Genomic DNA, 18,211 nt, shown 5'->3' with positions numbered 1-18,211 from the left:
GTGCCGAAGTGCGCATCGAGACGAAGGACGTAGTGGAGTGGTTGTCGAGCTCCTCGACGTCTTGGGAAAGGGAACGACCCAGTGACTGGTAGCAGTAGGCAGGATGGCTCGCGCCTCGGCGCAGAGACGAACACCTTCGCTTCCTCCGGTTCGGTTGCCGTGCTCGACCGCGACACTCAGTACGGCGAGCTGGACTACTCCGACGATCCGCGCATCACGCATCAGGACGTCCTGGCCGCGCTCGGCCCCGACGCCGACACCCTGATGGCCGAGATCGACGTCGACGTCGACGAGCTGATCCGCCTCATCAGCGCCGAGACCACCATGCTCCCGCCGATCGTCATCCCGGACGAGCTGGCCGAGGACCGCACCGCGGGCGCGCCGATGAAGGCCGCGACCAAGGACGAGGTCATCGCGAACTCGACCCGAGTCTGGAAGAAGCGTTTCCTCAAGGGAACCGTCATGGCGGTGCTGCTCACCCTCGGTGGTGGCGGTGCGGCCGCGATGGCGATGAACAAGAGCGTCACGGTCGACGTCGACGGCAAGCAGCAGACCGTCCACAGCTTCGGCGACACCGTCGGTGAGGTCCTCGAAGACGCCGGCCTCTCGGTCGGCGCCCACGACTCGCTTTCGCCCTCGCCTCAGGCCGAGGTCGGCGACGGCGGCGTCATCAAGCTGGAGCGCGGCCGCAAGCTGAACCTGATCGTCGACGGCGCGCCGCAGCAGGAGTCCTGGGTCCGCGCGACCAACCTCGGCGAAGCGTTGAACCAGCTCGGTCGCGCCGACCTGGCCAAGGCCGGCACCTGGACCTCGCTCCCGCAGAACGGTGAGCTGCCGCTTGAAGGTGCCACCGTCGAGGTCAAGACCCTCAAGAACGTCACGGTCTACGACGGCGCGAACGAACCGCGCAAGGTTCAGACCAACTCGGTCACCACCAAGGAATTCCTCGGTGAGCTCCGGATGACCCTCGGCCCGGACGACGAGGCCGTCGGCGGTCTCGACGTCAAGCTGGTCGACGGCGCCGAGGTCCACATCAGCCGGACCGGCGTCACCATGGTCAAGCAGAACGAGGAAATCGCGCCGCCCGAGCAGAAGGTCGACGACCCGAACCTCGAAAAGGGCAAGACCAAGGTGGAGGACCCGGGCACTCCGGGCGAGAAGACCGTGACCTACAAGGTCACCAAGCGCAACGGCAAAGAGGTCGGCCGCGAGAAGGTCTCGGAAGAGGTCATCACCGAGGCCAAGCCCAAGATCGTCAAGGTCGGTACCAAGAAGCCCGCGGATCCGGTCATCGGGGACGCCGGCGCCTGGGACCGCATCGCTCAGTGCGAGTCGACCGGTAACTGGTCCGCCAACACCGGCAATGGCTACTACGGTGGTCTGCAGTTCAACAAGAGCACCTGGGACGCCTATGGCGGCGACGAGTACGCCGCGTACCCGCACCAGGCCAGCAAGGCCCAGCAGATCGCTGTCGCCGAGAAGGTCCGCGAGGACCGTGGCGGCTACGGCGCTTGGCCGCACTGTGGCAAGAAGGCCTGACGCCAGGTCATTCTCCTTTCCTGAAGGTCACCGTGTGGGTTCGCCCGCGAGGTGGCCTTCAGGCCGTTAGGGGCTTCGGAGGCTGAGCCGGGTTCCCGGCCCTCGGTCTCGAGAGTCTCGCCCACCAGCGTGCAGGCCGTATGTGGGTCACGTTCCTGGACTGCACTCGAACACCTCCACCGCCGCGAGGCGGGCTTTGGTGGCCCTGAGGCGGCGCCTGGGCGGGCTTGGGACGGTTTGTGAGCTCCTCGGCGGGCGCGGCAGCCTGAGGCTGCTCGGCGACGTGCTCCGAGCTCTTCCGGGGCAAGGGGATGTCCGGGCCGGTTTCCGCGAGCTCGACGATCTCCGCGAACGCGTCGCCGCGTCTCTCGGCTGGCGAACGGTCGTCTGCTTCTCCATCGGGGGCTGGATAGGCCCGTGGCACCAGGAGCGCGTTCAGGCGCGCGCCTGTCTCGGCGTCGAGGTCACCGCGCATGTCCCAGCGGCCGGTTCGCTTCTGGCGCAACCAGAACTCGGTCCGTCGGCTTTGCGGTGCGGGGTCGTCTTTGGGTTTTCCATCCGGGTCCAGTTCAGCGAGTACCTCCGTGCCCGCCACCGTGACGTCGCGCGGTCTCGCGACGCGCGCAAGCTCGACCAAACCTTCCTCGGCTTCGAAGCGTGCGCTCGCGGTGACGTGCTCGGGCAGCCTCTTCATGACCGTGACGATCCGGTCGATACTGGCCTCGGCCAGCGCGCCGGTGGTGGCCGCGGTACCGGTCAGGGGCGCGACGGGGTCGATCGACGTGCCGTCGCGCGCCCGTCTCGAATTGAGCGCCAGCGCTCTGCCGGTCACTCTCTGAGCCTCTGCTCGAGGTACCCGGGCCACATGCTCGTAGAAGACGGCGATCGAGTTGTGTCCGTAGAGATCACGGACACCACGTGACTCGATCTCGGCCAGGATCTGGCCGACTTCGGCGACAAGACGTCGCCCTTCGCGTAGCCGCGTCTGCAACTCGTCGAGAAGCAGCTCGGCGTCACCTTCCGGCAGGTTGAGCGGGAAGGCCTGGGGAATGTTTGTGCTGGTCATCCCTCGATTGTCGAGGCAGATTCGAACGAATGCACGGTATCGATCGGGTGGATGATCATTACGCTCCGGCTGCGCCGACCTGCGCCGATCACCCTTGAGTGGGATGCGTGTCGCTACGGAAAGCCATCCGGATGATGGGGCCGGATCAGGTCGGCCCGCTGCCCTGGTGACGCATCTGGTCCCACTCCTCGCGGAGCACCCCGTAGACGACGGCGTCGTGGACGCCGCCGGACCAGCGCCGGGCGCGCCGGAACCGGCCTTCTTCGACGAACCCGAGCCGTCGCCCGACGGCGATCATTCCCGGGTTACCCGAAAACGTGGCGAAGTCCAGCCGGAGCGCGTCGGTGCGGGAGAACAAGTATGTCGTCCACATGCGCAAAGCTTCGGTGCCGAACCCGCCGCCCCAATACCGCTCGTCGTAGATGACCAGCCCCATCCGTCGCCAGTCGGTCTGCCTGCTTTCCCAATACCAGCTGACCCGGCCGATCAGCCTTCCGTCGCTCAGGTCGCACACGGCGAGGCTGGCGCGGGGATCGGGCGGCTCGGTTCTGATCGAGGTGAGTTCGCGCGCCGTGGATTCGGCGGCGGCCGTGGTCGGAGTGCCGAAGTAAGGGCCGTTCGTTTCGTGCCAAGGCCGCGCGGGATCGAGTAGGTCGCGGAGCGGCCCGAGGTCGGACGGGCGCCAGTCGCGCAACCGGACTTTCTCACCATCGAGTACGACGTCGTCCACCGGCCAATCGTGGCTTACCGGACCTGGTTACGATCGTCGGGTGACTGAACTGCTCGGTCCTGCGGAAATCAGGGCGCTGGCGGCCGAGCTGGACGTACGTCCGACCAAGAAGCTCGGCCAGAACTTCGTGCACGATCCCAACACGGTGCGCCGCATCGTCGACCTCTCGGGGATCGGCGAAGGGGACGTCGTCCTGGAGGTCGGGCCGGGTCTCGGCTCGCTGACACTCGGGCTGCTCGCGACCGGCGCCGAGGTCGTCGCGGTCGAAATCGACCCCGTCCTGGCGGGGCGCCTGCCGAGCACCGTGGCCGAACGAGGCGGAGCCGAAAGGCTGACGGTCGTCGGCGCGGACGCGTTGCGGATCACCGCGGACGACCTGCCCGCACGGCCGACGGCGCTCGTCGCGAACCTGCCGTACAACGTCGCCGTGCCCGTCGTGCTCCACCTGCTCGCCGAACTGCCGTCGCTGACCAGTGGCCTCGTAATGGTCCAGACCGAGGTCGCGGACAGGATGGCGGCGGGTCCGGGAAGCCGGACTTACGGCGTGCCCAGCGTCAAGCTCGCCTGGTATGGGAAGACACGCAAGGTCGCGGCGGTGCCCAGGGCGGTGTTCTGGCCGGTTCCGAACGTCGACTCCGCCTTGGTCGCGTTCGAACGGGGCGATGTGGTGTCGTCCGTGGATCGGGGGCGGCTGTTCGCGGTGGTCGACGCCGCCTTCTCGCAAAGGCGGAAGACCCTGCGCGCCGCGTTGGCGTCGTGGGCCGGTTCCGCCGAACGCGCAGGGGAACTGCTCGAAAAGGCCGGTATCGACCCCAAGACCCGCGGGGAGCAACTGGACGTTCATCAGTTCGCCCGGATCGCCGCGGCCGCCGGCTGACCATCTGCCGCACGTGTGACCGGAGCCGCGCGGGCGGCGGCCGGTCATGGATGCATGCGTGTGCACATCCTCTTATCGATTCGTGCGGGCAGGCCTTGTCTTAGCAGGCAGCGCGCTTGCCGCGAGCGGGGATCTCGTCAGTATCTCAGAATATGGGCAGCCGATCCTGTATGATGGACGCGACCAGACGTGTGATCTGCGCCTACGCGCTTGCTTTCATCCAGTGGGATCGGTTTTACTCAGTAAGCCATCCCGAGCGACTGAGAGACCTGGCTCGCCGAAGTCGCAGCAACCACCCTCCACAGGGCAGGTGCTACAGCCAGGACCGATGGAGGCTGTGCCTAATGAACAGGGTCACCCACCCGCTCCTGCTGACCAGGCGACGTGTCGTCGATGAAGGTCGCCGCACGGTAAGTGCGTGTCGACGCTCCACCGTTACTGCCTGAGTTCATTCCCTTATCTCTGAATCCGTCCGTTTCCCGGACGGTTACTCGGTGACGGTTGGCGCGCTCGAAAGAAGCAGCGCCCCATGTGCATGGAGCCTTTCGTGATCACTGTCGAAAACCTGTCCAAATCCTTTCCCCTCAACGGAAATCCCGTCGTCGCTCTGCGCGATGTGAGCGTGGACATCCAAGCAGGCTCGCTGTTCGGAGTCGTCGGTCCGGCGGGCTCCGGCAAGTCGACCCTCGCTCGGTGCATCGGTCTTCAGGAGCGGCCCGACCGCGGTGTCGTCCGCCTCGACGGACTCAACACCGGGACTCTCGACGGACGCCGTCTCCGCGAAATCCGGCGCCAGGTCGGTGTCGTGAGCACCAAGCCGGAGTTGCTGGCCGAGCGCACCATCGCCGGTAACATCGCTTCGCCGCTCGAGCAGCTCGGCCTCGACGGGCCGCAGCGCCGCAACCGGGTCGGCAACCTGCTCGACCTGGTCGGGCTCACCCCCCGTGCGGGGCAGCGGCCGGGCGACCTGTCCGAGGGGCAGCTGCGCCGGGTGGCCATCGCCAAGGCGCTGGCCGCCGGGCCGTCCGTGCTCCTGGCCGACGACCCGACCGCGGGCGTGCAGCCCGAGGAGTCCGGCGCGGTTCTGACCGTGCTCGACCGGGCGCGCGCCGAGCTCGGCGTCACCGTGCTGCTCACCACGCCCGACGCCGGCGTGGTCCGCCGTGTCTGCGACGACGTCGCGGTTCTGGAGGCCGGCGCGATCATCGAACGCGGAACCGTGCTCGACCTGGTCTCCGACCCGAACAGCAGGACCGCGCAGGCGCTGCTTCCCGCCATCGAAACCGGGCGGGCACAGGCTTCGAAGTACGACCGCGCGGTGGACGTCGTGCTCGTCGGCTTCGCCTCGGTCGGCGCGCTCCTGCCGGAGGCCGCCGGTCGCTTCGACGTCGAACTCGCCACCATCGGAGGCGGCCTGACCCGGATCGGCGACACGCCGGTCGGCCGATTCCGCCTCGGGGTGCGCGGTGAGCGCGCGGACGCCGCGCTGGCCTGGATCGCCGAACGCGGCGGCCACGTGACCCACCCGGTCCGCGGCCCGCAGGGTGTCGCCGCCTGATTTCTCCGCGAACGGGCCGCTCAGGACGAATCGCGTCCGGGGCGGCCCGTTCGCGTCTGACCCGTCCGTTCTCTTTCTCCTGGTGACAGCGCAAGTGGAGCGGCCACGTAGGCTTGACGCGTGCTCGCCGTCGTACCGCCCCCAGTAACCGTCAGGGTTCCCGCCAAGGTCAACCTGCACCTGTCGGTCGGAGATGTACGCCCGGACGGCTACCACGAGCTGGTGACCGTGTTCCAGGCGCTTTCCCTGACCGACGAGGTGACCGTCGCGGTCACCGAGGACCCCGGCGTCGAGGTCTACGGTGAAGGTGAAGGTTCCGTACCGACAGGAGCCAACAACCTCGCCTGGAAGGCGGCGCAGGCGTTGGCGGCCCATGTCGGCAAGGCGGACGGCGAGTCCAAGGTCAGAGTCGTGCTGCGCAAAGGCATCCCGGTCGCGGGCGGGATGGCCGGTGGCAGTGCCGACGCGGCCGCGACCCTGGTGGGGCTCGCTTCGCTTTGGAAGCTCGACATCTCCCGCGACGAACTGGCGGGTATCGCCGCGAAGCTCGGTAGCGATGTTCCTTTCGCGCTTTATGGCGGGACTGCGCTGGGCACCGGCCGGGGCGAGCAGTTGGTGCCCGTCTTATCGAGGCACACCTTCCACTGGGTCCTGGCCTTCGACCAGCGTGGGCTTTCGACGCCGAGGGTGTTCGGCGAGCTGGACAAGTTGCGTGAAGAGGGCAGCCCGCCGCGGATCGGCTCGCACGCTCCGGTGGTGGAGGCGCTGGCCTCCGGCGACCCGCGGCAACTGGCGCTGCTTCTCGGCAATGACCTGCAGGCTGCCGCTGTTTCGTTGCGTCCGGGGCTGCGCCGCACGTTGCGGGCGGGAGTCAATGCGGGTGCGCTTGCCGGCACAGTGTCCGGATCCGGGCCGACCTGCGCCTTCCTGTGCGCGGATGCCCAGTCGGCCGTCGAGGTCGCCGCGGAGTTGTCCGGCGCGGGTGTCTGTCGCACAGTGCGCGTCGCGCATGGGCCCGTTCCCGGAGCCCGGCTGGTCGGCGGGGACGACGCGCCGCGGCCGTCGCCGCCTCGGGTGCACGCATGAGGGTGTCCGAAATGGACATCGACTAATTCGTTTGTGGTGCGAGCTTTTGGAAAGGATCGGCTGAGGCATGGCCAACTTGGTCAACCTGGAGTCGGTGAGCAAGTCCTTCGGGGTGCGCCCGCTGCTCGACGGTGTTTCGCTCGGTGTGGCGGAGGGGCAGCGTATCGGTGTCGTCGGTCTCAACGGGGGTGGGAAGACGACGTTGCTGGAGGTTCTCGCGGGGATCAGTGAGCCCGATACGGGACGCGTCAGTCAAGTCCGGGGCTTGCGGATGGCCGTGGTCACCCAACGGACCGAACTTCCCGTAGGCAGCACTGTCGGAGATGTCGTGCTGGAGCGCTACGGCGCGGAGCACGAGTGGGCCGCTGACGCGCGTGTCAGGTCCATTATGGATGGTCTGGGCATCACCGCTCTCGGCATCGACAAGGAGACGGCGAACCTGTCGGGTGGCGAACGCCGCCGGGTGGCGCTGGCGGCCGCCCTCACCGGAGAACTGGACCTCGTCGTCCTCGACGAACCGACCAACCACCTCGACGTCGAAGGTGTGCGCTGGCTCGCGGATCACCTGCTCAACCGCAAGATCGCGGTCGTGGTCGTCACCCACGACCGGTGGTTCCTCGACACGGTCGCGAGTGTGACCTGGGAGGTCGCCAACGGTCGCGTCGAGCAGTACGAAGGTGGTTACGCGGACTGGATCTTCGCGCGCGCCGAGCGGGCGAGGCTGGCGGCGACAGCGGAAGAGAAGCGGCAGAACCTCGCTCGTAAAGAGCTCGCGTGGCTGCGCCGCGGCCCGCAGGCCAGGACCTCGAAGCCCCGCTACCGTGTCGAGGCGGCGGAGGCGCTGATCTCCGACGTGCCGGAGCCGCGTGATTCGGTCGAGCTGCAGGCGTTCGCCCGCCGTCGGCTGGGGAAGACCGTGCTGGAGATCGAGGACGCCACGTTGACCGTCGGTGACCGTACCCTTCTCGATCACGTCACCTGGCGGATCGGTCCCGGCGATCGGATCGGCCTGGTCGGCGTCAACGGGTCCGGCAAGACGACGCTCCTCAAGCTGCTCGGCGGTGACAGGGAGCCCGAGACGGGTCGACGCATCCAGGGCAAGACGGTCAGCCTCGCGCATCTGCGGCAGGAGCTCGACGACCTGCCGGGCGATCTGCGCGTGCTGCAGGCGATCGAAGAGGTCTCCGGCCGGGTCGTGTTCGGCAAACAGGAGCTCACCGCTTCACAGCTGGCCGAAAAGCTGGGGTTCCCCGCCGCGAGGCAGTGGACGCCGGTCGAGGACCTTTCCGGTGGCGAACGGCGCCGCCTGCAGCTGTGCCGGCTCCTCATGGCCGAGCCCAACGTGCTGCTGCTCGACGAACCGACGAACGATCTCGACATCGACACCTTGCAGCAGCTCGAAGATCTGCTGGATTCCTGGCCGGGCAGCCTCGTCGTCGTTTCGCACGACCGATACCTGGTGGAACGCGTCTGCGACACGATCGTGGCCTTGTTCGGGGACGGGCAAGTGACCCACCTGCCGGGCGGGATCGAGGAGTACCTAGACCGGCGCGCGAAGAGCCTCGAAAAGGCCGGCGGCGACCGGAAGTCCGGCAGTGCGCAGGCCTCCGCGCCCAAGAAGAGCGCCGCGGAACAGCGGGCGGCTCAGAAGGAGCTGTCCCGCCTCGAGCGCAAGCTCGACCAGCTGCATACGAAGGAAGAGAAGCTGCATGCGGCGCTGCTCGCCGCGGCGACCGATCCGTCGAAGCTCATCGAGCTGAACACCGAATTGAAGGCTGTCGAAACGGAGAAGGAGGAGGTCGAAGCCCAATGGCTCGAGACCTCCGAAGCGATCGAATGAGTTCACTCGACGGCGAGCGGGCGGTTCAGCGCGGACAGTAGTGTGACGCGCATGAGTCGGTTCGTGGACACGCTCGTCGCCACCGCGGCGGGGCGAGGTCAGCAGCGAGGAATGGTCACCGGAGAGCCCAAGGAGCCGGTTCGGCGTACATGGGCCGAGATTCACGAGCAGGCCAAGCGGGTCGCCGGGGGTCTGGTGACGGCTGGGCTGGAGCCCGGCAAAGCGGTCGCGGTCCTGGCGGCGGCGCCGTCGTTGATCGCGCCGACGGTTCAGGCGGTTTGGCTCGCCGGCGGCAGTGTGACGATGCTGCACCAGCCGACGCAGCGGACCGACCTCGCCGAATGGGCCGAGGACACCGTTCGCGTGCTGCGGATGATCGGGTCCGGCCTGGTTCTGCTCGGTGAGCCGTTCGACCAGCTGGCGCCGGTTCTCACCGAGCACGGCATCGCATTCCAGGTCATCACCGAGCTGCTCGAGGCCGAACCGCTGGCGGAGCCCGTGCCGACAGCGGAAACGGATACGGCGCTCCTGCAACTGACCAGCGGGTCGACGGCCGACCCGAAGGCCGTTCGGATCACTTACGGGAACCTGTATTCGAACGTCAAGGCGATGGTCGACCGGGCCGAGTTCGATTTCGATGTCGACGTGATGGTCTCGTGGCTGCCCACCTTCCACGACATGGGGATGGTCGGCTTTCTGACGGTGCCGATGACGTTCGGCGTCGAACTCGTCAAGATCACGCCGCTCGAGTTCCTGTCGGGTCCGTTGATCTGGCCGCAGCTGATCAGCAAGTACAACGGCACGACCACGGCCGCGCCGAACTTCGCGTACGCGATCGTGGGCAGGCGGATGGCCCGGGTCGAGGACGACGACGCGTATGACCTCTCGAAGCTCCGGATCGCGCTGAACGGTGCCGAGCCGATCGACGAAACGGCCGTGAAGACGTTCGTCGAAGCTGGGGCGCGCTTCAAGATGCCCGCCGAATGCGTGTTCCCGGCGTACGGCATGGCGGAGGCGACTCTCGCGGTTTCGTTCGCGCCGTTGTTCACCGGCTTGACGCTGGACGTCGTCGAGGCCGACGCGCTCGAGGCGGACAACCGCGCGGTGCCGGTCCCCGAGGGCGACCCGCGTCGGGGCACCGACGAAGTCCGGTCGTTCGCGGTGCTCGGGCCGCCGCTCGACGGGCTCGAGGCCGAGATCGTCGACGACAAGGGAACCGTGCTCGGAGAACGCGAGGTCGGGGAGATCCGCCTGCGCGGCGAGGCCGTGACACCGGGGTACCTGACCATGGAAGGTCCGCTCGCGACGCAGGACGAGGACGGCTGGCTGCTCACCGGTGACCTCGGCTACCTGGTCGACGGCATGATCGTGATCTGCGGCCGTCGCAAGGACGTCATCATCATGGGCGGCCGGAACCTGTACCCGACCGATATCGAACGCGCGGCGACCTCGGTCGAGGGAGTCCGGGCGGGGAACGCCGTGGCCGTCCGGATCGACGCCGGCAGCCGCCGTGAACGGTTCGCAGTCGTGGTCGAATCGAAACTTGCCGGGGACCCCGAAACGGAGAAGGCGCTGGCGAAGGAGGTCGCGGCCAAGGTACGCGGCGCCGTCGACATGCGGCCCTTCGCGGTCGTGGTGCTCCCGGCGGGAAGCTTGCCCAAGACGCCCTCGGGCAAGGTGAAGCGGGCCGCGACCGCCGTCCAGTTCGCGGACAAGATCGCCAAGAACGCGGCGACCAGCTGAAACGAAAGGGCCGGGTCCGCGAACATCGCGGACCCGGCCCTTCCGCTGCACCTCCCGGTGGTCAGCGGCGTCGCCAGGGTGGCTTGCGGGTATGGGTGTGCTCCAAGGCAGGCGCAATGTGGTAGCCGGCGGAATGGGACAGACCGGCCAGTGTTCCCTCGACGTCTCGCAGGAACGCGTCGACCGCTGCCGGGTCGTAGCCTCGCTTCGACAGTGGCGCTTTGGCGAACGCCACGTTGTGGACGTCCGAAACCGACAGGTCGTCATCGCCGTCGAGAGTCGCCGCGACCCGTTCCAGAAAGGCGTCGACCGCGGGTTCGTGATAGCCGCGGGCGCCGATCGGCGCCCGGTCGAACTGCCGGGTTCTGGCCTCGAAGGCGGTGACAGGCACTAGCGCTCCCGCAGGAACTCGACGGGACCGCGGTCCGGGACGACGCGTTCGGCGGTCGCTTCGTCCTCTTCACGGGCGCCGGGCACGCCGAGCGCGTGTTGGCCGGTCCGGTGGGCGAGCTGCGTTTCGACCTTGTCGAGGAAATCGTCGACTTCGCGTTCGTCGTAGCCGCGCTTACCGATCAACGGACGCGAGAACATGACGTGGTGGACCTCGGCGGCCGTCAGGTCGTCCCGGTCCGAGATCGTGTCGGCGATCCGTTCCAGGAACGCGTCGACCTCGTGTTTGGCATATCCGCGTCGCCCGATCGGGGCGTTCGGGAAAGTGGCGCCGGTGATGTCTTCGGCCGTAAACGACATGAAACTCTCTCCGGTTTCGGTGGGGAATGCGATCTCCGCATTCCGTCCTAACGGGTTTGAGAGTTCCCCGGAAGAGCTCGCGCTATTCGACGACTCGATCAGGGGCGTGGTGAAACGCCTTCGAGTGACGGGGCGTAACGCACCGCCATGTGAGCGGGTTCACCCAGCGTGGAAGGTGTTCTGGGCAGCGGCGAGACCGGTGCTGATAAGCGCTTCAACGGCGTCGGCGCAACGATCGATCTCGAAAGCGAGCTCTTTGCGTTCGACCGTCGAGAAGTCTTTCAGCACGAAATCCGCCGGATCCTGCCGTCCCGGAGGGCGGCCGACGCCGAACCGGACACGGTAGTAGTCCTTCGTGCCCAGCGATTTGGTGATCGAGCGGAGACCGTTGTGCCCGTTGTCGCCGCCGCCCAGTTTCATCTTGAGCGCGCCGAAGTCGACGTCCAGCTCGTCGTGGATGACCACGACACCGGCCGGGGGGATCTTGTAGAACCGGGCCGCGCCGACGACAGGGCCGCCAGAGAGGTTCATGTACGAGCGGGGCTTCGCCAGGACCACTCGCTGCCCGGCGAGCCTGCCTTCGAGGACTTCGGCGCTGCTCTTGTGGGCCTTGAACTTGCCGCCGACACGGTGGGCGAGCTCGTCGAGCACCATGAAGCCGACGTTGTGCCTGTTGCCCGCGTATTGGGGGCCGGGATTGCCGAGGCCGGCGAGCAGGATCTGCTCGCCGGCCCCGGGAAGTACTGCTTCGGTCACACCAGTGACTTTATTCGGCGTCCTCGGAGGAGGTCTCGGCCGCCTCGGAAGCGCCTTCTTCACCCTCGAGCGCGGACTCGGACGGCGACTCGTTCACGGCGACGACGAGGGCGTCGGGGTCGGTGACCAGCGTGGCGCCCTTCGGCAGGACGACGTCCGAGGCGTTGATCTGGGTGCCGGCGACGACGCCCTCGACGGAGACCTCGACCTGCTCGGGGATGTGCAGCGCCTCGACCTCGATCTGGATGGCGTCGAGGTCGGTGGTGACCAGGGTGCCCGGGCCCGGGGTGCCGGTGACGACGACGGGGATGTCGACGGTGACCTTCTCGCCGCGGATGACGACCAGCAGGTCGACGTGCTCGATGTAGTTCTTCAGCGGGTGGACGACGATGGTCTTCGTCAGGGCCAGCTCGCTCTTGCCCTCGAGGTCGAGGGTGATGACGGCGTTGCTGCCGTTCTCACGCACGACGCGGGCGAACTCGATGGCGGGCAGGGCGTAGTGGCGCGGTTCCGAGCCGTGCCCGTACAGCACCGCGGGGATCTTGCCGGCGCGACGCGTGCGACGCGCGGCACCCTTGCCGAATTCGGTGCGGGGCTCGACGGACAGGCGTACCTCGGACACGGTGTAGCACTCCTTCAATTCACCAACATGTTCAGCGAAATCATGCTGAGGTGGGGATGGTTCGGGGCGGTTCTGGTGTTCGGCGGCGAATTCCACAGGCGTGCTCGACCGCGTGTGGCCACTCAAGCCGCCGCGTCGATCACGTCGGGCACCAGGTGCTCACGGAACCCGCCTCGCCGAGACCGGGAAAGTGTAGACCAACCGGTCGTGGGAGGGTCCCGCCGGGTGGCCCGTACAGGTGACAAGTCGGTGACAGCTGCTTCGCGAACCCGCGGATGCGGTGGTGCGCGACCCCTTTTCTAAGGTGTGATCTGCTCGCACGCGAGACTAAGGGGACGGGATGCCGGCACGACGGTCGAAGATCGGCGCGATCGCCGCCTTGTGCTGCCTCTTGGCCGGTTGTGACGTCGCGATCGACGGGGCGGCCGGGATCTCGCCCGCCGAACAGCAGCGGGTGGATCGGCGTGCCGAGCAGCGCGGCGCTGTCGAGAGTGCGTTGAAGGCGCTGGAACAGGCTCCGGCCGTCGTCTACAAGACGACGATCAAGGACGCGTCGGGCCAGCCCGCGGAACTGCAGTTCCGGATCACCCGGAACGGGAGCGCGCACGGAGCGCTGCCGGTCGACGGCCAGGCCATCCAGGTCATTTCCGCCGACAAGCAGCTGTACCTCTCGGCGACGCCGGAGTACTGGAAGGCGCACGGGCTCGGCGACAGCGACCAGTACGGCACCAACTGGGTTCGTACGGACAGCTCGGATCTGCCGGTGAACGCCGTCGAGGTGCTCAGCCCGCGCAAGGCCGCGTCGACACTGAGGACCGCGGTGTCCGGGATGAACCCGTTGACCGATCCGGTCCGTTCGAAGTTGCCCGACGGGACCGAGGTCTACGACGTCGGGAGCGGGCTCGGAACACTGCGGGTGACCACGGCGGCGCCGCACCGTGTCGTGAGTTTCGCGCCTTCCCTCGTCGCCGCGGCGGGTGGCAAGACGCTCGGCGCCGAGATGCGGGTCGAGCCGCTCGCTGGGGAAGCGCTCAAGAAACTCCAGACGGATCTGGACGGCGCGATCGGCGGGATCGGGCAGCCGTTCGACGCGCTGACCCAGGTCAGGGTCAGTGTCGTCAACGACAAACTGGACTGCACGGATTTCGTGGGGACCTGCCGGGCGACCATCGACGTCGCCAACTCCGTCATCGGCGGCGTGAGCGGGACGCCCGTGCACCTGAAGCTGACCGTCGACTTCACCGCGCAGTCCCTCGGCGCGCAGAGCTGCGCTGCGGACGCCGACGCGGCGCCGGACACGACGACGAGCATGTCCTGCGAGGTCAAGTTCAAACTGCCGAATCGGAACGCCAGCTATCAGGTGCAGGCGAAGCCGTCGGCCAAGGGTGAGGTCCGGGCTCCGGTCGACGTCAACGGCGTTCGCGAAAAGCTCAAGTCCGAGTTCGCCACGCTGGGCGGCTGACCTGCACGCTCACCTCGGGGTGCGTTGCATACGTTGAAGTAGCCGATCTCGCGTTCTTAGCATCGGCGTGGTCGCCGATGAAAAAGGAGAAACGCGATGGCGAAATTGGTTGTGTTCGGAGGAACCGGGTACGCGGGCGGGAAGATCGCCGCGGAGGCCCGCGGCCGCGGTCACGAGGTCTTGGTGGTGTCCAGGAACGCCGAAGGCGAGGGGACCAGGGCGGGCTCGCTCTACGACGAGGCCTTCCTGGCCGATGTCGCCAAGGGCGCCGATGTCCTGGTCATCGCGGTTCACGGGCAGAGCGGCCTGCTCGACGCGGTGCCCTCGATCGCCCAGGTCGCGAAGGACAACGGCGCGCGGATCGGCGTCGTCGGCGGGGCGGGCAGCCTGCACGTGGCCGAAGGCGGGCCGCGGTTGATCGACACCCCCGAGTTCCCGGACGAATACAAGGGTGAAGCGGGCGCGCACGCCGAGGTGCTGGAAGCGTTCCAGACGCTTCCCGAGGACATCGACTGGTTCTACGTCAGCCCGGCCGCGGAGTTCGGCGCGTGGGCCGAGGGCGAGCGGACCGGTGAGTTCCGGCTCGGTGGCGACGTGCTCCTGACCGACGAGAACGGCGGTTCGAAGATCGGCGGTGCGGACTACGCGATCGCGTTCGTCGACGAGATCGACAAGCCGGAACACCGCCGCCAGCGTTTCTGCGTCGCTTACTGACCGGATAGTTCCTTCACGACTGGCGCGAACGTTTCCAGCATCGGCTCGAACACCGTGATGTAGGAGAAGCCGTATCGTTCGCGACGTTCCTGGAGTTGCCGGACGATCTCGGCGACGGTGCCGAAAAGCAATTGGGGCGTTTCGAGCAGGGCGTCGACGTCGAGGCCGTCCTGGTCTTTGACCTCTTCATGCCAGGCCTCGGCGGCCGCGCGCCGATCATCCGCGACGACGACCTTCTGGACGAGCATGTTCAGTTCGGGATCACGGCCGTTCGCCTGTGATCGGAAGAAGGCGACACGTTCGTCCATGCGCTCGGCATCGTCGAGCCGGAACGTGCCTGGCGGCTTGCCTGGTGCTTGACGAAGGCCCGCGAAGCCGGCGATGTCGGCTTCGCGGGCGGCGAGGGAGAGCACGCCGTCGCTGTTGCCCGCGAGGAGCAGCGGTGGGGGCGTGATTCCTTCGCCGGCGAAGTGTTCGCGCAGGTGGTCAAGGCTCTTGGCGAGGTACTCGATACGTTCCTTGGCCGGGATCCACGGCAGCCCGGCGTCGTCGAATTCGGATTTCATGTGGCCGGAGCCGAGCCCGAGGTCCAGCCGGTCGCCCGTCATTTTCACCGTCGTGACGACTTCGCGTGCGAAGAGCGCGGCGTTGTAAAAGGCCATATTGGAAACAAGAGTGCCGACGCGGGGCCGTTGGGTCACCGCGGCGGCCATGGTCAGCGCCGGGAAAGGCGCGTTCCGTCCCGGCCCGAGATGATCGGGCACGGAGATGACGTCGTATCCGAGGGCCTCCACGCGGCGGCACTTCGCGACCCAGTCTTCACGGTTCTCGGCGCCCCACAGGTTCACGCCGAATTTGAATTTCCCCATGAACGGAACCTAGCCACGCCGGGCGGCCGGCCGCGCGTCGTTCGCGACGAGCCGAAAACGAAGCAAGGGACCTTTGCTGTCACTCTCCGGGAGAGAGCGATAGCAAAGGTCCCTTGCTTCGCCGGGGATCAGGCGTTGCCGTCGAAGAGGGACGTGACCGACCCGTCCTCGAAGACCTGCTGGATCGCCTGCGCCAGCAGCGGCGCGATGGACAGCACGGTCAGCCCGGGGAACCGCTTCTCCTCCGGGATCGGCAGCGTGTTGGTGACGATGACCTCGCGCGCCTTGCAGTTCGACAGCCGCTCGGTGGCGGGGTCGGACAGGATGCCGTGGGTCGAGGCGATGACGACGTCGGACGCGCCTTCGTCGAGCAGGGCCTCGGTGGCCTTCACGATCGTGCCGCCGGTGTCGATCATGTCGTCGATCAGCACGCACAGCTGACCGCGGACCTTGCCGACGACGCGGTTGGCGACGGCCTGGTTCGGCTTGTCGGGGTCGCGGGTCTTGTGGATGAAGGCGATCGGCCGGTCACCCAGCTGCGCCGCCCACTTCTCGGCGAGCCGCACACGGCCGGAGTCCGGCGAGACGACGGTGATGTTCTCGTCCTGGTACGTCTTGTTGATGTGCGCGGCCAGCACGTTCTGCGCGAGCAGGTGGTCGACGGGGCCGTCGAAGAAGCCCTGGATCTGCGCGGTGTGCAGGTCGACCGTCATGATCCGGTCGGCGCCCGCGGTCTTGAACAGGTCCGCGATCAGGCGCGCGGAGATCGGCTCGCGGCCCTTGTGCTTCTTGTCCTGCCGCGCGTACGGGTAGAACGGCATGATCACGGTGATCCGCTTGGCGCTCGCGCGCTTGAGGGCGTCCACCATGATCAGCTGCTCCATCACCCATTCGTTGATGGGAGCGGGGTGGCTCTGGATCACGAACGCGTCGGTCCCGCGCACCGATTCGTTGAACCGGACGAAGATCTCCCCGTTGGCGAAATTGTGCGCGGTCTGCGGAACGACCGACACGTTGAGGTGCTTGGCGACCTCTTCCGCGAGTTCCGGGTGGGCGCGCCCGGAGAAGAGCATCAGGTTCTTCTTCGGTGTTCCGGACTTCGAGCTCATGCTGGCGACTCCCCGTCGTTTCCCTTATTTGAATCGGACACGGCGGTGGTGTCCTGCTTCGCGGCGGAAGCTGCTTCCGCCGCGGGTGTGCCCGGCCTGCGCCGGGACACCCAGTCTTCGATGTTGCGCTGCGGCCCGGTGGACACGGCGAGCGCGCCCGGGGGCACGTCTTGCCTGATCACGGTGCCTGCCCCACTGTAGGCGCCATCGCCGATGGTCACCGGGGCGACGAACGTGTTGTCCGCGCCGAGCCGCACATGGGAGCCGATCGTGGTGTGGTGCTTGTTCACGCCGTCGTAGTTGACGAAGACGCTGGAGCAGCCGATGTTGCTGTTCTCGCCGATGGTCGCGTCGCCGACGTAGGTCAGGTGGGGGACCTTCGTGCCGGCGCCGATGTCGGCGTTCTTCGTCTCGACGAAAGCGCCGAGTTTGCCCTTGGTCCCCAGTTTGGAGCCGGGACGCAGGTAGGTGAACGGACCGACCTTCACCCCGTCGCCCAGCTCCGAATCCGAACCGTGTGTCCGCACCACCGACGCGCCCGCGCCGACGGTGACGTTCTCCAAAGTGCTGTCCGGGCCGATCTGCGCGCCTTCGCCGACCGACGTCGAACCCTTCAGCTGCACTCCGGGCTCGATGACGACGTCGCGGGACAAAGTCACGCCCGCGTCGATCCAGGTGCTCGCGGGGTCGACGACGGTGACGCCCGCCCGCTGCCAGCCGCGGACGATCCGGCGGTTCAGTTCGGCGCCGAGGACGGAGAGCTGAACGCGGTCGTTGACGCCCTCGGTCACCCACGGGTCGTCGATGACCAGCGCGCCGACGCCCTTGCCGTCGCCGCGGGCGATGCCGAGGACGTCGGTGAGGTAGAGCTCGCCCTGCGCGTTGTCCGTCGAAAGCCGCGAGAGCCCGTCGACGAGGACCGAAGCGTCGAAGGCGTAGACGCCGGAGTTGATTTCGGCGATTTCGTGCTGTTCGGGGGTGGCGTCCTTCTGCTCGACGATCGAGGTGACGACGCCGTTCTCGTCGCGGACGATCCGGCCGTAACCGGTCGGGTTCTCGACGACCGCGGTCAGCACGGTGACCGCGTTACCGGTGGAGGTGTGCTCGGCGACCAGGGAAGCGAGCGTTTCGGTGTCGAGCAGCGGGACGTCGCCGTAGCTGACGACGACGGTGCCGGTCAGTCCGCCGGGCAGCGCGGAGAGCGCGCACGAGACGGCGTGCCCGGTGCCCTTCTGCTCTTCCTGGACGGCCGTGACGACCTGGCGGCCGAGTGCCTCGCCGACCTTTTCCAGCCGGGCGCCGACCGAGTCGCGACCATGGCCGACGACCACGACCAGGTGCTCCGGGTCGAGTCCCGCGGCGGCCCGCACCGCGTGCTCGACCAACGGGCGGCCGGCGATCGGGTGCAGCACCTTCGGGGTGGACGAACGCATGCGGGTGCCCTCACCCGCGGCGAGGATCAACGTGCTCAGCGGGCCGGTCACGGCTCT

Annotated in this window: 17 protein-coding genes and 1 riboswitch; of the genes, 8 read left to right on the top strand and 9 right to left on the bottom strand. The window is 67.6% G+C overall.

The window, feature by feature from the left end; translation table 11 throughout:
- Positions 1 to 159: 159 nt before the first annotated feature.
- Positions 160 to 1,539 carry a resuscitation-promoting factor gene (locus DMH01_RS06425; RefSeq protein ID WP_125674394.1) on the top strand — a complete coding sequence of 460 codons (1,380 nt, stop codon included), beginning with the start codon at positions 160 to 162 and terminating at the stop codon, positions 1,537 to 1,539.
- 58 nt (positions 1,540 to 1,597) lie between these two features.
- Here the strand turns inward: DMH01_RS06425 and DMH01_RS06420 are convergent, their stop codons facing one another.
- Together DMH01_RS06420 and DMH01_RS06415 are read right to left on the bottom strand one after the other, a co-directional pair.
- The gene (locus tag DMH01_RS06420) at positions 1,598 to 2,605 is read right to left on the bottom strand and encodes a DUF222 domain-containing protein (protein WP_125674135.1); all 1,008 of its coding nucleotides are present in this window, start codon (positions 2,603 to 2,605) and stop codon (positions 1,598 to 1,600) included.
- 145 nt (positions 2,606 to 2,750) lie between these two features.
- Entirely contained in the window at positions 2,751 to 3,335 is a 585-nt protein-coding gene (locus DMH01_RS06415) for a GNAT family N-acetyltransferase (RefSeq protein WP_125674134.1), read from the bottom strand.
- Between the two features lie 40 nt (positions 3,336 to 3,375).
- Here DMH01_RS06415 and rsmA point away from each other — a divergent pair, with 40 nt between their 5' ends.
- The 5 genes from rsmA to DMH01_RS06390 all read left to right on the top strand — a co-directional run bounded on the left by rsmA (position 3,376) and on the right by DMH01_RS06390 (position 10,439).
- Entirely contained in the window at positions 3,376 to 4,212 is an 837-nt protein-coding gene (gene rsmA, locus DMH01_RS06410; RefSeq protein WP_125674133.1) for a 16S rRNA (adenine(1518)-N(6)/adenine(1519)-N(6))-dimethyltransferase RsmA, read from the top strand.
- A 244-nt stretch (positions 4,213 to 4,456) separates the two neighbouring features.
- Positions 4,457 to 4,547, top strand: a riboswitch (SAM riboswitch).
- Between the two features lie 212 nt (positions 4,548 to 4,759).
- Positions 4,760 to 5,770, top strand: coding sequence for a methionine ABC transporter ATP-binding protein (locus DMH01_RS06405; protein ID WP_034305962.1), 1,011 nt, complete (start codon positions 4,760 to 4,762; stop codon positions 5,768 to 5,770).
- A 120-nt stretch (positions 5,771 to 5,890) separates the two neighbouring features.
- Positions 5,891 to 6,856: a 4-(cytidine 5'-diphospho)-2-C-methyl-D-erythritol kinase gene (locus tag DMH01_RS06400; RefSeq protein ID WP_125674132.1), complete on the top strand. Its 966-nt coding sequence runs from the start codon at positions 5,891 to 5,893 to the stop codon at positions 6,854 to 6,856.
- A 67-nt stretch (positions 6,857 to 6,923) separates the two neighbouring features.
- Entirely contained in the window at positions 6,924 to 8,696 is a 1,773-nt protein-coding gene (locus DMH01_RS06395; protein ID WP_125674131.1) for an ABC-F family ATP-binding cassette domain-containing protein, read from the top strand.
- Between the two features lie 51 nt (positions 8,697 to 8,747).
- Positions 8,748 to 10,439: a fatty acyl-AMP ligase gene (locus DMH01_RS06390; protein ID WP_125674130.1), complete on the top strand. Its 1,692-nt coding sequence runs from the start codon at positions 8,748 to 8,750 to the stop codon at positions 10,437 to 10,439.
- Between the two features lie 61 nt (positions 10,440 to 10,500).
- Here DMH01_RS06390 and DMH01_RS06385 read toward each other — a convergent pair whose 3' ends face one another.
- The 4 genes from DMH01_RS06385 to DMH01_RS06370 all read right to left on the bottom strand — a co-directional run bounded on the left by DMH01_RS06385 (position 10,501) and on the right by DMH01_RS06370 (position 12,567).
- A complete protein-coding gene (locus tag DMH01_RS06385) occupies positions 10,501 to 10,830 on the bottom strand; it encodes a DivIVA domain-containing protein (protein WP_125674129.1) in 330 nt (109 codons plus the stop codon).
- Complete coding sequence (locus DMH01_RS06380; protein WP_125674128.1) at positions 10,830 to 11,189, bottom strand: DivIVA domain-containing protein; 360 nt, start codon at positions 11,187 to 11,189, stop codon at positions 10,830 to 10,832. Before DMH01_RS06380 ends, DMH01_RS06385 begins: the two co-directional genes overlap by 1 nt.
- Positions 11,190 to 11,348: 159 nt before the next feature.
- Positions 11,349 to 11,945 (bottom strand): aminoacyl-tRNA hydrolase, encoded by a 597-nt coding sequence (gene pth, locus DMH01_RS06375; RefSeq protein WP_125674127.1) that lies wholly within the window; start codon positions 11,943 to 11,945, stop codon positions 11,349 to 11,351.
- A 10-nt stretch (positions 11,946 to 11,955) separates the two neighbouring features.
- A complete protein-coding gene (locus DMH01_RS06370) occupies positions 11,956 to 12,567 on the bottom strand; it encodes a 50S ribosomal protein L25/general stress protein Ctc (RefSeq protein WP_125674126.1) in 612 nt (203 codons plus the stop codon).
- A 340-nt stretch (positions 12,568 to 12,907) separates the two neighbouring features.
- On the opposite strand from DMH01_RS06370, the gene DMH01_RS06365 reads away from it, so the two are divergent.
- Positions 12,908 to 14,029 (top strand): hypothetical protein, encoded by a 1,122-nt coding sequence (locus DMH01_RS06365; protein WP_125674125.1) that lies wholly within the window; start codon positions 12,908 to 12,910, stop codon positions 14,027 to 14,029.
- A 96-nt stretch (positions 14,030 to 14,125) separates the two neighbouring features.
- The gene (locus DMH01_RS06360) at positions 14,126 to 14,743 is read left to right on the top strand and encodes an NAD(P)-dependent oxidoreductase (protein ID WP_125674124.1); all 618 of its coding nucleotides are present in this window, start codon (positions 14,126 to 14,128) and stop codon (positions 14,741 to 14,743) included.
- Here DMH01_RS06360 and DMH01_RS06355 read toward each other — a convergent pair.
- The 3 genes from DMH01_RS06355 to glmU all read right to left on the bottom strand — a co-directional run bounded on the left by DMH01_RS06355 (position 14,737) and on the right by glmU (position 18,205).
- A complete protein-coding gene (locus DMH01_RS06355; protein WP_125674123.1) occupies positions 14,737 to 15,612 on the bottom strand; it encodes a TIGR03621 family F420-dependent LLM class oxidoreductase in 876 nt (291 codons plus the stop codon). The two genes, DMH01_RS06360 and DMH01_RS06355, sit on opposite strands and share 7 nt — an antisense overlap.
- Positions 15,613 to 15,740: 128 nt before the next feature.
- Positions 15,741 to 16,721, bottom strand: a complete 981-nt coding sequence (locus DMH01_RS06350) for a ribose-phosphate diphosphokinase (RefSeq protein ID WP_005155717.1) — start codon at positions 16,719 to 16,721, stop codon at positions 15,741 to 15,743.
- Positions 16,718 to 18,205: a bifunctional UDP-N-acetylglucosamine diphosphorylase/glucosamine-1-phosphate N-acetyltransferase GlmU gene (gene glmU, locus DMH01_RS06345; RefSeq protein ID WP_125674122.1), complete on the bottom strand. Its 1,488-nt coding sequence runs from the start codon at positions 18,203 to 18,205 to the stop codon at positions 16,718 to 16,720. The genes DMH01_RS06350 and glmU overlap by 4 nt, the downstream gene beginning before the upstream one ends.
- Positions 18,206 to 18,211: the final 6 nt, after the last annotated feature.

Source organism: Amycolatopsis sp. WAC 04182, from assembly GCF_003947465.1.
Taxonomy (GTDB): Bacteria; Actinomycetota; Actinomycetes; order Mycobacteriales; family Pseudonocardiaceae; genus Amycolatopsis.
Note: the sequence above shows the minus strand (reverse complement) of the source record. Positions and strands in the feature narration are given on the sequence as shown.

What these genes read in the sequence shown, in the direction of transcription:
- DMH01_RS06380 (WP_125674128.1), bottom strand. Translation starts at nt 11,189, where the DNA reads ATGTCGTTTACGGCCGAAGACATCACCGGCGCCACTTTCCCGAACGCC.
- DMH01_RS06355 (WP_125674123.1), bottom strand. Translation starts at nt 15,612, where the DNA reads ATGGGGAAATTCAAATTCGGCGTGAACCTGTGGGGCGCCGAGAACCGT.
- DMH01_RS06390 (WP_125674130.1), top strand. Translation starts at nt 8,748, where the DNA reads ATGAGTCGGTTCGTGGACACGCTCGTCGCCACCGCGGCGGGGCGAGGT.
- DMH01_RS06395 (WP_125674131.1), top strand. Translation starts at nt 6,924, where the DNA reads ATGGCCAACTTGGTCAACCTGGAGTCGGTGAGCAAGTCCTTCGGGGTG.
- DMH01_RS06350 (WP_005155717.1), bottom strand. Translation starts at nt 16,721, where the DNA reads ATGAGCTCGAAGTCCGGAACACCGAAGAAGAACCTGATGCTCTTCTCC.
- DMH01_RS06365 (WP_125674125.1), top strand. Translation starts at nt 12,908, where the DNA reads ATGCCGGCACGACGGTCGAAGATCGGCGCGATCGCCGCCTTGTGCTGC.
- DMH01_RS06360 (WP_125674124.1), top strand. Translation starts at nt 14,126, where the DNA reads ATGGCGAAATTGGTTGTGTTCGGAGGAACCGGGTACGCGGGCGGGAAG.
- DMH01_RS06420 (WP_125674135.1), bottom strand. Translation starts at nt 2,605, where the DNA reads ATGACCAGCACAAACATTCCCCAGGCCTTCCCGCTCAACCTGCCGGAA.